We start from the raw sequence: 13,669 nt of genomic DNA on the forward strand, positions 1-13,669 counted from the left end.
AGTTAAATAAATATTTATTATTTTAATAAAAGCTTAACTTCATATTGTTAGGCTTTTATTATTTTTGGCTTAATAATTGTATTTTTAACCAATATAACAGTGCATTAAACTACTAAATGAAAATAAAACTTATCATACTCGCATTAACAATATCTGCAATAGCTTTTGGGCAATCTGTAAAAAACGAGGATAGCTCAACGCAATATGCTTTCCAAAAAGGCGAATGGTTAAAGTTTAGAATGAGTTATAGTAATTTCCTAAATGCTGGATATTCAACCATGGAAGTTAACGAAGTAACTGACAACAATAAAAATGCTTTTCATATTATTGGAACTGGAAAATCTACCGGATTGGTAAGTCTTTTTTTTAAAGTAAAAGATGATTATCAAACCTATATTGATAAGGAAACATTAAAACCTTGTCGCTTTATTAGAAAAATAAATGAAGGTGGTTATACCAAAGATAAAGAGATTTTATTTGACTATGAAACCAATGAAGCAACTGTAAAAGATTATAAACATAACACCGTTGAAAAGCATCCAATAAGTAGTGAAATACAAGATATTCTTTCCACCTTATATTATATAAGAAACCAAAAATTAAACGATTTAGCAGTTGGAGATGAAATTGAATTACAAATGTTCTTTGATGAAGAAATCACAAATTTTAAACTTCACTTTCTAGGAAGAGAAGTTATAAAAACTAAATTCGGAAAAACAAAAACGCTGAAATTTAGACCAATGGTGCAAGCTGGAAGAGTTTTTAAAGAAAAAGAAAGTGTAACCATTTGGATTACCGATGATAAAAATAAAATTCCACTTCGTATTAAAGCTTCATTAGCTGTTGGCTCTCTTAGAGCAGATTTAGATGCTTTTAAAGGTTTAGCTCATCCTTTTAATATTATTTTTGACAATTAAATTGTATTTTTGCGTTTTAATTTTTTGAACTTTATTAATTCGTGAAAAAACACCCTTTGAAAAAATTCGTATCTCTTTTTGTTATTCTCATATTATTTGCTTGTAAAGAAGAAAAAAAAGCAATTGAAGTAATTCCTGAACCACCCAAAATAGTTACAGAATATGGGTTTATATTAAATGATTATAAAGTTATAAATGATACTATTAAGCCAGGTCAAAATTTTAGTGAAATTTTAGATCATAACCATATAGAGTACCCTAAAGTATTGGAAATTGTTTCTAAAATAAAAGACACTTTTAACGTTAGAAAAATTAAAAGCGGAATCCCTTATACCATCTTAGCAAAAAAAGATTCTACTGAACAAGCTCAAGTGTTTATTTATAAGCATTCAAAAGTTAGGTATACTGTAATAGACTTTAAAGATTCTATAATTACTGCATACAATGCTAAAAAGCCTGTTAAAAAAGTAATTAAAACTGCTGCTGGAATTATTAAAAGTAATTTATCAGATGCTGTTGAAGAGCAAGGATTAAGTTCATACTTATGGATGAAAATGGCTGATGATATTTATGCTTGGACAATTGACTTCTCAAAACTTCAAGAAAATGACAAGTTTAAAATAATCTACGAACAACTATATATAAATGATACGGTACCTGTTGGAATAGGTGAAGTAAAAGCTACTTATTTTGAACATGGTGAAAGACCATTTTATGCTTTTAAATATGTAGCAGACTCTACCTTAAATATTCCAGATTATTTTGATGATGAAGCCACTAACTTAAGACGTCAATTTTTAAAAATGCCAGTTAAATTTAGCAGAATTTCGTCAAGGTATAATTTGAGAAGAAAAATTGCCTACTATGGAAATAAAGTTAGACCGCATAAAGGTACTGACTATGCAGCTCCAATTGGAACAGAAATTATGGCTACTGCAAATGGAACCGTAACAGAATCACGATACAAAGGTGGGAATGGTAATTATGTTAAAATACGTCATAATGCAACCTACAGTACTCAGTATTTACATATGAGTAAAAGAGCTGTTAAGGTTGGTGATGTGGTAAAACAAGGTGAAGTCATTGGATATATTGGAATGACAGGAAATACTGCTGGACCTCATGTATGCTATCGATTTTGGAAAAACGGAAAGCAAGTTGACCCATACAAACAAAAATTACCTGCGGCTAAACCAATGAATGAAGCTGTTAAACCAGCATATTTTGAATTTATTTCTCCTTTAAAAATGGAATTAGATACTATTGAATATCCAATATTAGATGAGGAAATAACAAATCAAGAAGAAGAATTAAACGCTTAAGATTTTTACAATGACCATGAAAAATACAAATCCAACTGAAACAAAGTCTTGGAAACAACTTACAACGCATTACAACGAAGTTAAAAATACCCATATAAAATCGTTATTCTTAAATGATAGTAAGCGAAAAAATAAATTTACAATCAACTTTAACGACTTTGAATTTGATTATTCAAAAAATAGAATAACCGAAGAAACCATTAAATACCTTCTTGAATTAGCACAAGAAGTTGATTTAAAAAGTGCTATTGAAGCTCAATTTTCAGGAGAAATAATTAATCAAACTGAAAAAAGAGCCGTTCTACATACTGCTTTAAGAAATCAAACCAACCACGAAGTTTTAGTTGATGGTCAAAACATTGTTCCTGAAATTAAAGAAGCCCTTTTAAAAATCGAAGGGTTTACTAATAAAGTAGTTTCAGGAGATTGGAAAGGATATACTGGAAAATCAATAACTGATGTTGTAAATATCGGAATTGGAGGTTCAGATTTAGGTCCAGATATGGTTGTAGAGTCCTTAAAATATTACAAAAATCGTTTAAATGTACATTTTGTATCAAATATTGATGGAGACCATGTTCAAGAAGTAATTAAAAATTTAAATCCAGAAACTACGCTTTTTGTAATTGTATCAAAAACATTTACTACACAAGAAACGCTTACCAATGCAACTACAATTAAAAAATGGTTTTTACAAACTGCTTCAAATAATGATGTTGCTAAACATTTTGTTGCGGTTTCAACCAATTTAGAAACGGTTAAAAACTTTGGAATTGCTTCTGAAAATATTTTCCCAATGTGGGACTGGGTCGGCGGCCGTTTTTCTTTATGGAGTGCCGTTGGGCTTTCAATTAGTTTAGCTGTAGGTTTTACTAATTTTAAAGATTTATTAATTGGTGCTTTTGAAATGGATGAACATTTTAAAAACACACCTTTTGAAAAAAATGCACCTGTAATTTTAAGTTTAATTGGTATTTGGTATACTAACTTTTTTAATGCTGAAACAGAAGCTATTCTCCCATATACTCAATACTTAAATAAATTACCTTCTTATTTGCAACAGGCTATTATGGAAAGTAATGGTAAAAGTGTAGATAGAAATGGAGAGCCGGTAAACTATCAAACTGGAAATGTAATTTGGGGAAGCCCAGGTACAAACTCCCAACATGCTTTTATGCAATTACTGCACCAAGGAACAAAATTAATTCCTGCAGATTTTATTGGCTACAAAGAATCCTTATATGGTAATAAAGAGCATCACGATAAATTAATGGCGAACTTTTTTGCACAAACACAAGCACTAGCCGAAGGAAAAACAAAAGAAGAGGTACATTTAGATTTAAAAACGCAAGGTAAAATAAGTGAAATTGCCACTTTATTACCTTATAAAATTTTTGAAGGGAACAAACCAAGCACTTCTATTTTGATAAAAAAGCTAACTCCTAAAACATTAGGTAGTCTAATTTCATTTTATGAGCATAAAATATTTGTTCAAGGAATTATATGGAATATCTATAGCTATGACCAGTTTGGAGTTGAATTAGGTAAGGAATTAGCACAAAAGTTGTATAAAAAAAGCTAAAATTTAACTTTAAAAAAAGCAACCATACTCTAAAAAAATCATCTGTTAATAAACTGTTAACATTTAAACCAATGTAAATCAGTTTTAAGGGCGATTTTTATTACTTTTAATAGTCTTAATTTTTTGTTAAAACTTAACAATAAGTTAATAAAGATAAATCAATAAAAAGGTGCATTTTTGCACAAACATTTAATTCAAATTAAAATAAACAATGAGAAATTTTAAAAATTGGCTAGTGGTAGTTATGTTGATTTCAACATCTGTCATTTTTGCACAAACCAAACTTACTGGTAAAGTTGTTGATGAAACAAATCAACCATTACCTGGTGCTACTGTAGTTCTTCAAGGAACCCAAGCAGGAGCCTCAACTGATTTTGATGGGAATTTTACATTTGAAACTTCAAGTACTAACGGTACTATTTTAGTTTCATTTGTAGGGTATGAAACAAAATCATTTACATTTAATGGTAACAAAAATTTTGGTACTATTGCTTTAAAACCTTCTGCAGAATCTTTAGATGAGATTGTAATTACTGCAACATCTTTTGCTGTAGATAGAAAAACTCCTGTTGCAGTTTCAACTGTAAAAGCTGATGTTATTGAAAATAAATTAGGATCTCAAGAATTTCCTGAAATTTTAAAATCTACACCAGGTGTATATGCTACTAAGTCAGGTGGTGGATTTGGTGATGGTAGATTAAATTTAAGAGGGTTTAACTCTGAAAATGTAGCCGTGTTAATTAACGGTGTACCTGTTAATGACATGGAAAACGGTAGAGTATACTGGAGTAACTGGGCAGGTCTTTCTGATGTAACAAGTGCTATGCAGGTTCAAAGAGGTTTAGGTGCTATTAAAGTTGCTGTACCAGCAATTGGTGGTACTGTAAACATCTTATCTAAAACTACTGATATTGAAAAAGGTGGATCTATCAACACTAGTGTTGGTAATGATGGTTACCAAAAATATGGAGCTACTGTTTCAACAGGCTTATTAGATAATGGATTTGCTGCAACAGTTTCTGCATCCAAAACTAAAGGTGATGGATATATTGATGGTACTCAATTTGAAGGTTACAACTATTTTGTAAACATTTCTAAACAATTAGGTGATGACCATAAATTATCATTGACTTCATTTGGTGCACCACAAAGACACGGACAAAGACAAAATCAAAGTCTTATTTCTCGTTATAGAGATGCTGAAAGTGGTATAAAATTTAACCCAGACTGGGGATTAAGAGACGGAAACGTTGTGAATGTTGAAGATAACTTCTACCACAAATCACAAACTTCTTTAAACCATTACTGGACAATTAACGAAAAATCAGATTTATCAACTGCTCTTTACGCTTCTTGGGGTTCAGGAGGTGGTGGAGGTACTGCTGGTGACGCTAGTTTATTCCAACAAAGAATTGGTGGTGATGACCAACCAATAGATATTGATAATATTGTTGACATCAACCGTGCAAATGGTTCTTTAGGAGCTGCAGCTTATTTAAGAGCTTCAAGAAATGACCACAGTTGGTTTGGTATGTTGTCTACCTACAAAACAGAATTAAACGACAATTTATCATTTGTAGCAGGTTTAGATTTAAGAACTTATGTTGGAGAACACTTTAGAGAAGTTACCGATTTATTAGGAGCTGACTATGCTTTAGGGACTAGTGACGTAAACAACCCGAATAAAGCATTACAAGTTGGAGATAAAATGTCCTACAATAATGATGGTGAAGTTGGATGGCAAGGTTTATTTGCTCAGTTAGAGTATGACAATGAAGATATTGCTGGTTTTGTATCAGCTGCTTATTCTAATACTTCTTATAGAAGAGTTGATTACTTTCAATATTTAGATTCTGATCCACTTCGTGAAACTGATAAATATAATTTTGCAGGTTATATGATAAAAGGGGGTGCTAACTATAATCTTTCTGATCAACACAATGTATTTGCAAATATTGGATACTTTGAAAAAGCTCCAGGTTTCGATGCGGTTTTCCCAAATTTTAATAACGAAGAAATTAATGATCAAGCTGAGAACCAAAAGATTTTTAGTGCAGAATTGGGATATGGATTTAGAGGTGAAAGTTTTGCTGCAAATGTAAATATTTACAGAACTGAATGGAAAGATAGAACGTTATCTCGTTCTTTTCAAAATCCTGATGGTACTTTAGGATTTGCCAATCTGCAAGGTGTTAATGCGCTTCACCAAGGTATAGAAGTTGATTTTACATACAGACCAAATGACAAATTTTCTGCATATGGTATGCTTTCTATAGGTGATTGGGCTTGGAGTAATAACATCGAAAATGTGAATATTTTAGATGAAGATCAAAATGTAGTTCAAACAGTTAACTTAGTAATTGATGGATTGAAAGTATCTGATGCTGCTCAAACAACTGCTGCTTTAGGATTTGATTATGAAGTATTAGATAAAACAAACTTTACAGTTGATTTTAACTACTTTGCAGATTTATTTGCTAGTTATGACCCTGTTTCAAGATCTACGGCAGGACCACAAGCTTGGGAAGCTCCAGATTATACTACATTTGATATGAGTATAAGACACTCTTTTAAAATTGGTGACTTAGATACCACATTAATTGGTAGAATGAACAACGTATTTGATACTCAATATATTGCAGATGCTAGAGATGGTGCTGGGTCTATTGATGAAACAGTATTAGTATGGTATGGATTCGGAAGAACCTTCAATATTAGTGCAAGAATTAATTTTTAATTAAAAAATATAAACAATGAAAAAACTTATTTATTTATTCATGGCATCAATGCTAGTTTTTACAACAGCATGTGATCCAATGGAAGATATTCACGATGCATTAGATGCACAAGAGAGTGTTATAAGTGGTGAAGTTGAATTTGCCATGTCTGATGACGATTACGACTTTTTAGATTTAGGTTACGGAACCTTTAACTCGGAAGAAGATGCAAAAGCAATGATTCCAGATTTATTAGCAGATAAATATCCTGTTTGGGGTGAGGGTTCATTAGCAAACGTATCTTTTCAAATATATGCTCCTAAGAGAGATGAAAGAAGTTTAGAAATCTATACAGTTTCAACTGCTGACTACGACTCTTATGATGATACTTCAAGGTATAATAACTTTGACGATATGGATCAAGTCTATAGATTATTAGATGATTTATACCCATCTCCGGCGGACAGATTATTAGTTTCATTAACGTACAAATTTTACTCGGGTAGTGTTAGTACATTAAATGATGGATTTTTATTTGTAAATGGTGAATGGAATTTTGTTCAAGGTTTTACTTCAGACGAGTATGAAGCTATGGGTGAAGGTTACCCTAACTTTTCTAGCGAGGATGAAGCAGATGCTAAAATTCCAGTTTTCTTAAAGGATAAATTTAAATATTCTGACAAATCGGCTGGAGACATTGAAGCTATTATGTATAAATTATATGTTGGTGGTGGTGTAACAGAAAGCTATGTTAAGTATTTTATATTTGATGGTGCTAATTGGTCTGCATATAATAATGAGGTAACTGGAACTGTAAAATTTGGACACGACGGAAATGTTTGGGTTCCAGATAATACTATAAAATATACACTAACTGGTGCTGATATTACAACAATGACAGATGCTTTAGGAGCTACTTACCCAGGTCCTACGTCAAATGTTGCTGCTTATGGTAGCTTTGATAGACGTGAAGGAAGCTCAAATTATTGGAGTGACGATATGCTTGTAGAAGGCTTTAATTTTGTTTTAGATAACTTAAACCCTTCTGCTCAAGAAGGACAAAAATATGTGATTACATATATTGTTTATACTGGGGCTACAGGGAATGAAGATATGAAACTTATAAAAAGTGGTGGATCTTGGATTCTCAACAACTAAGATTGTACAAATACTCAATAAAAAAAGGCTGTCTAATTAGACAGCCTTTTTTTATTTTTATACATATTAATAATATATAAAAAGTAGTGTAGATTTCAACAATCTAACTAAGGTGCTTAATCTTCCTAATCAACTAATTTCCACCTAAACAGTTTCCATATTCATCACATTACTTACCTTTTAGTACTTCATTAAGCTAAATAAGCCCTTTTATTTAGCAAATATTAATAAGTTGTTTTCAATAATTTAGAATTATTTACACTAATTATTTAGCCTAAAACGATTTCGAATTACCGAATATTTAATTTTAAATAATATTTAGTTAACTAAATATAAAACGGTACATAGTATGACTTTTATCATAAAAATAGGACGGTAACAATTGTAACTTTAGATAATAATTTATAATGTAATTATTAATTATTTCAGTAATAATTATCAAATACATAAATAAATTATCTATTTAGATGTGAATATTATAAATATCGTAATATTTTAAATAATTATAAAAATGAAGTTTAGCCCTGAAAAATATACATTACCAGATGTTAAAATGGAGCCATTTATTGATGAGCAGGAAATATGGAATTTTATTAATGCTACAACATCTACTAAAGAGGATGTAGAAAGGGTAATTGCAAAATCGTTATCCAAACAACGTTTGAGTTTATCGGAAGTTGCTGTGTTGGTAAATGCCAATGATAAAGAGTCGATTGATACCATAAAGGAAGGTGCAAAAACCTTAAAAAATACAGTTTATGGTGATAGAATTGTGCTATTTGCACCTTTATATATTGGAAATGAATGTCAGAATAATTGCTCGTACTGTGGTTTTAGAGTTTCAAATGCTGATGCTGAACGTAAAACGTTAAATGAAAATGAAATTATTGCAGAAATTGAAGCATTAGAAGAAAATGGTCAAAAAAGATTAGTATTGGTTTATGGGGAACATACCGATTACTCTCCAACATACATTGCCAATACAGTTAAGACTGCCTATAATGTAAAAAAAGGAAATGGAGAAATAAGAAGAGTAAATATAAATGCAGCTCCAATGGATATTGAAGGATTTAGAACTGTAAAAGAAGCTGGAATTGGAACCTACCAAATTTTTCAGGAAACTTACCATCCTACAGCCTATAAAAAGTATCATTTAGGAGGCAAAAAAGCAAATTTTGAAAATCGATTGACCTCATTAGATAGAGCGCAAGAAGCTGGATTAGATGACGTGGGAATTGGTGTATTATTTGGCTTGTACGATTGGCGTTACGAAGTGCTCGCTTTAGTACGTCATACAAATCATTTAGAAGCATGTTACAATGTAGGTCCGCATACTATTTCTTTTCCACGAATTACCGAATCAGCAAGTTTAGATTTAGACACGAGTTATGCCGTTTCTGATGAAGATTTCGCCAAGCTCATTGCCATATTAAGATTGGCGGTTCCTTATACGGGCATGATACTTACGGCTCGTGAACCAGCCGCTCTTAGACGCGAATTAATTCAATATGGAGTATCTCAAATAGATGGAGGAACTAAAATAGAATTAGGAAGTTATGCCAAAACATTAAACAGCAAACAAAACTTAAATAAAGAACAATTTAAATTAAATGATGAACGATCATTAAGTGAAATCGTCAATGAATTGTTAGAATCAGAAATGATTCCTTCATTTTGCACAGCCTGCTATAGAGTTGGAAGAACGGGTGAACATTTTATGGAATTTTCAGTTCCTGGGTTTATTAAAAAATTCTGTACTCCAAACGCCATTTTAACCTTAGCCGAATATCTTATTGATTACGCCGATAAAGAAACTGCTGAAAAAGGCTGGAGAGTTATTTATAAAAACATAGATAAAATTGACAACCCTACAATAAAAAAATCACTGATAGCCAAAATTGAAAAAGTAAAATTAGGCAAAAGAGATTTGATTTATTAGTTGAAAAGGTAATTTAAAAAGTAATAATTAGAATACAACTTTTTAATATGAATAAGGGAAAAGATAACAAGCCACACATAGGAATCTACGGAAGAAGAAACGTAGGAAAGAGTTCATTTATAAATGCCTTAACAGGAACTGATACAGCCATTATATCTGACATTGCTGGAACCACAACAGATCCTGTTAAAAAATCGATTGAAATTTTTGGAATTGGACCGGCAATACTTGTTGATACTGCTGGAATTGATGATACTGGTGAATTAGGTAAAAAACGAATTCGAAAAACACAAGAAACCATAGCACATATTGATCTTGCAATTGTTCTAATTTCTAATAATATTTTTGATTCTTTTGAACTTACATTAATTCAGAAATTCGATTATTATAAGGTTGACTATGTAATCATTCATAATAAAGAAGACGTCGAAAAATTATCGAATAATACCTTAAACAAAATAAAGCAACACACAAAAGCACCCATAGAAACTTGCAGTGTTTTAGAATCTTCAAATATTGCAGAAGTCATAGAATTGCTAAAAATATCAACACCACAAAACGCCTATCAAAAAACATCGCTATTAGGAAATATTATTGGTAAAAATGATATTGTAATGCTGATAACACCCGTAGACTCTGAAGCGCCAGAAGGTAGGATGATTTTACCACAAGCTATGGCAATTAGAGATGTTTTAGATAATAATGCGGTAAATATTGTATTAAAAGAAACCGAAGTGGAAGCTTTTTTTAGTAAAAACGATATTAAACCTAACCTTGTTATTACTGATAGTCAAGCTTTTAATTATGTTAGTGAAATTATCCCTCGAAACATTCCTCTTACAGGTTTTAGTGTTCTTTTTGCACATATTCGAGGTCCATTTGAAGATTATGTTAAAGGTGCTGAGAAAATCTCTAAGCTCAATGACGGTGATAAAATATTGATATTAGAATCTTGTGTACATCAGGTGAGCTGCGAAGATATTGGCAGATTTAAACTACCGAATTGGATTAGAAATTTTAGTGGAAAGAAATTAGAATTTGATGTAGCCGCAGGTTTATCGGAAATAAAAAATCCGATAACCGATTATAGTTTAGTGATTCAATGCGGAGGTTGTATGATTACCAAAAAACAACTAATTAGTAGATTAAAACCTGCATTAGATGCAGAGATTGCCGTAACTAATTATGGAATCGCAATTGCCTATATGAATGGCATTTTAGAAAGGGCGATAGAACCTTTTATGATAAATGAAAGTGTTATTCATGAGTAATTTTAAAGACATACTAAATAAAGATAATTTAACGAAACAAGACCTTGTTTGTATGCTAAATGCTGAAGGTAAAAACAGGGATTTGTTACACAGAAAATCTAAAGAAATTACTAAAAAATTTACTACAAATAAAGTGTATTTGAGAGGTCTTATTGAATACTCAAATGTTTGTGTAAAAGACTGTTTGTACTGTGGTATTCGAAAATCAAATACACAACAAAAACGTTATACCATTTCAGATAGTGAAGTTTTAAATTGTGCCCAATACGCTTTAGAAAATAATTATGGAAGTATTGTTTTACAAGCAGGAGAGCGAACTGACAAACCTTTTATTTCTAAAATTACAACGCTGTTAAATGAAATTAATAAATTAAGTAAGGGAAAATTAGGGATTACAATTTCATTAGGCGAGCAAACTTTAGAGGTTTATAAAGAATGGTTTGATGCTGGTGCTCATCGTTATTTACTTAGAATAGAAACTTCAAATAGTGAGCTATATAAAAATTTGCATCCAAAAAATAGAATGCACAACTTTCAGCATAGAATTGATGCATTAAACAATATTCGTCTGGCAGGATTTAAGTTAGGAACGGGTGTTATGATTGGTTTGCCAAATCAAACTATTGAGAATTTAGCCGATGATTTATTATTTATGAAAGCAATGAATGTAGATATGGTTGGAATGGGACCGTACATAGAACATCAACATACACCGCTGTTTAATGATAAAAACTTGCTTGCTTCAAAACAAAAACGACTAGCGCTTTCATATAATATGATTGCTTGTTTAAGAATTCTAATGAAAGATATTAACATAGCGGCAACTACAGCATTACAAGCTATTGACAACTTTGGAAGAGAAAAAGCCATTAAAATTGGCGCAAATGTATTAATGCCTAATATAACACCAGGAAGTTTTCGAGACAACTATAAATTGTATGAAGACAAACCGTGTACAAATGAAAATGCTTCGGACTGTAATACGTGTATTGATGTAAGAATGAACATGATTGGAAGTGAAGTTGGTTACAATGAATGGGGAGATTCTAAGCATTTTTTTAAAAATAAAAAACAATTGAGTAGTTCATAAAAGAATATCAAACCTAAAGATAAAGATTATGGGAATAGTCAAAACGGTAGAAGATTTAAATAAAATTAGAAATTCTATAAAAGAGCGAAACAAAAAACTATTTATTGAAAATGGTAATTCAAAACAAATTCAAATCAAAATAGGTATGGCTACTTGCGGCATTGCTTCAGGAGCAAAAGAGATTATGGATTTTTTTATTGAAGTATTGCCTAAAAGAAATATCAATGCACAAGTGAAACAAACTGGCTGTATGGGTTATTGTTACGCTGAACCTACTATAGCTATAACATTACCTAACCAAAAACCGATTGTATTTGGTTATGTAGATGTGAAAAAAGCCGATGAAATAATTGAAAAATTTATTAAAAAAGGCGAATTAGTTGATGGGATTATTCCAATTAATTATGAATTAGCAACGTAGTAAAATAAAACTCAAAATATTATAAAAATGAGTAATAAGTATAAAAAGAGTTTATTGGTTTGTAACGGAAGTTCATGTCAAAGTGCCTCAAATATTGATTTGGTACAACATATAAATGATAAACTAAAAGAATACGGTTTAGATAACGAAATTAATGCTATTTTATCTGTTTGTTTTAACAAATGCACTTTGGGACCAAATGTAATTGTTCATCCTGACAACGTAGAGTATTCTACAGTTTCAAAAGATGATATTGATGATATTATCATTGAACATTTATTAAACAATAGAATTGTAGATCGATTGGTTTATAACGATTTAAATGAAATAAGTGGAACCGCTAAAAAACAATACAGAATTGCCTTACGTAATTGTGGTTTTATTGATCCAGAAAATATTGAGGATTACATTGAATTAAAAGGATACGATGCCCTTGCAAAATGTTTAATAGAACTTACTCCTGAAGAAACCGTACAAGAAATTAAAAAAAGTGGATTAAGAGGTAGAGGTGGCGGAGGATTTAGTACCGGTTTAAAATGGGAAATTACAAGTAATAGTGTTGCAGATCAAAAATATGTAGTTTGTAATGCCGATGAAGGTGACCCTGGAGCATTTATGGATCGTTCAGTACTTGAAGGTGACCCGCATTCTGTTCTAGAAGCTATGGCTATTTGCGGATATAGTATTGGAGCAACAAAAGGGATAATTTACATTAGAGCCGAATACCCATTGGCGATAAAACGATTGAAAATTGCAATAAATCAAGCCAAAGAATATGGTCTTTTAGGTCATAATATTTTTGGAAAAGATTTCAATTTTGAAATCGAATTAAAATACGGAGCAGGAGCATTTGTATGTGGTGAAGAAACAGCTTTAATACATTCTATGGAAGGGTTGAGAGGAGAGCCAACATTAAAACCTCCATTTCCAAGTGTTTCGGGGTATTTAGGAAAACCAACCAACGTAAACAATGTTGAAACACTGGCTAATATTCCAGCTATAATTAATAAAGGATCTGCATGGTTTTCAAGTATTGGAACTGAAAAGTCTAAAGGAACTAAGGTTTTTGCTCTAGCAGGAAAAATAAACAATGTTGGACTTATTGAAGTTCCTATGGGAACAACTTTAAGAGAGGTTATTTATGATATTGGTGGCGGAATAGTGAATGATAAAAAATTTAAAGCAGCTCAAACTGGAGGACCTTCAGGAGGTTGTTTAACCGAAAAAGATTTAGATCTACCTATAGATTTTG

The 13,669-nt window shown here is 31.3% G+C and carries 10 protein-coding genes; all 10 read left to right on the forward strand.

All coding sequences use genetic code 11. From position 1 onward, the window contains the following. Window positions 1-116 precede the first annotated feature (116 nt). Window positions 117-917: a DUF3108 domain-containing protein gene (locus HKP59_RS12235; RefSeq protein ID WP_291807359.1), complete on the forward strand. Its 801-nt coding sequence runs from the start codon at window positions 117-119 to the stop codon at window positions 915-917. Window positions 918-973: 56 nt separating this feature from the next. Then, on the forward strand, window positions 974-2,239 hold the full coding sequence (locus HKP59_RS12240) for a M23 family metallopeptidase (protein ID WP_291807361.1): 1,266 nt from the start codon (window positions 974-976) through the stop codon (window positions 2,237-2,239). A 10-nt stretch (window positions 2,240-2,249) separates the two neighbouring features. Further along, window positions 2,250-3,821 (forward strand): glucose-6-phosphate isomerase, encoded by a 1,572-nt coding sequence (gene pgi, locus HKP59_RS12245; RefSeq protein ID WP_291807364.1) that lies wholly within the window; start codon window positions 2,250-2,252, stop codon window positions 3,819-3,821. A gap of 211 nt (window positions 3,822-4,032) precedes the next feature. Beyond that, on the forward strand, window positions 4,033-6,558 hold the full coding sequence (locus HKP59_RS12250; protein WP_291807367.1) for a TonB-dependent receptor: 2,526 nt from the start codon (window positions 4,033-4,035) through the stop codon (window positions 6,556-6,558). Between the two features lie 16 nt (window positions 6,559-6,574). Further along, the gene (locus tag HKP59_RS12255; protein ID WP_291807370.1) at window positions 6,575-7,696 is read left to right on the forward strand and encodes a hypothetical protein; all 1,122 of its coding nucleotides are present in this window, start codon (window positions 6,575-6,577) and stop codon (window positions 7,694-7,696) included. 511 nt (window positions 7,697-8,207) lie between these two features. Continuing rightward, on the forward strand, window positions 8,208-9,635 hold the full coding sequence (gene hydG / locus HKP59_RS12260; RefSeq protein WP_291807372.1) for a [FeFe] hydrogenase H-cluster radical SAM maturase HydG: 1,428 nt from the start codon (window positions 8,208-8,210) through the stop codon (window positions 9,633-9,635). A 47-nt stretch (window positions 9,636-9,682) separates the two neighbouring features. Further along, the gene (gene hydF, locus HKP59_RS12265) at window positions 9,683-10,906 is read left to right on the forward strand and encodes a [FeFe] hydrogenase H-cluster maturation GTPase HydF (protein ID WP_291807373.1); all 1,224 of its coding nucleotides are present in this window, start codon (window positions 9,683-9,685) and stop codon (window positions 10,904-10,906) included. Further along, entirely contained in the window at window positions 10,899-11,996 is a 1,098-nt protein-coding gene (gene hydE / locus HKP59_RS12270) for a [FeFe] hydrogenase H-cluster radical SAM maturase HydE (RefSeq protein ID WP_291807376.1), read from the forward strand. Before hydF ends, hydE begins: the two co-directional genes overlap by 8 nt. A 28-nt stretch (window positions 11,997-12,024) precedes the next feature. Continuing rightward, window positions 12,025-12,417: a (2Fe-2S) ferredoxin domain-containing protein gene (locus HKP59_RS12275; RefSeq protein WP_291807378.1), complete on the forward strand. Its 393-nt coding sequence runs from the start codon at window positions 12,025-12,027 to the stop codon at window positions 12,415-12,417. 27 nt (window positions 12,418-12,444) lie between these two features. Continuing rightward, a partial coding sequence (locus HKP59_RS12280) for an SLBB domain-containing protein (protein ID WP_291807379.1) occupies window positions 12,445-13,669 on the forward strand: 1,225 nt, incomplete at its 3' end.

This window comes from Lutibacter sp. (assembly GCF_013041805.1).
Taxonomy (GTDB): domain Bacteria; phylum Bacteroidota; class Bacteroidia; order Flavobacteriales; family Flavobacteriaceae; genus Lutibacter.

Bases quoted from the DNA above. Each gene is read 5' to 3' on its own strand.
- HKP59_RS12235 (WP_291807359.1), top strand. From the start codon at position 117: ATGAAAATAAAACTTATCATACTCGCATTAACAATATCTGCAATAGCT.
- pgi (WP_291807364.1), top strand. From the start codon at position 2,250: ATGACCATGAAAAATACAAATCCAACTGAAACAAAGTCTTGGAAACAA.
- HKP59_RS12250 (WP_291807367.1), top strand. From the start codon at position 4,033: ATGAGAAATTTTAAAAATTGGCTAGTGGTAGTTATGTTGATTTCAACA.
- HKP59_RS12255 (WP_291807370.1), top strand. From the start codon at position 6,575: ATGAAAAAACTTATTTATTTATTCATGGCATCAATGCTAGTTTTTACA.
- hydG (WP_291807372.1), top strand. From the start codon at position 8,208: ATGAAGTTTAGCCCTGAAAAATATACATTACCAGATGTTAAAATGGAG.
- hydF (WP_291807373.1), top strand. From the start codon at position 9,683: ATGAATAAGGGAAAAGATAACAAGCCACACATAGGAATCTACGGAAGA.
- hydE (WP_291807376.1), top strand. From the start codon at position 10,899: ATGAGTAATTTTAAAGACATACTAAATAAAGATAATTTAACGAAACAA.
- HKP59_RS12275 (WP_291807378.1), top strand. From the start codon at position 12,025: ATGGGAATAGTCAAAACGGTAGAAGATTTAAATAAAATTAGAAATTCT.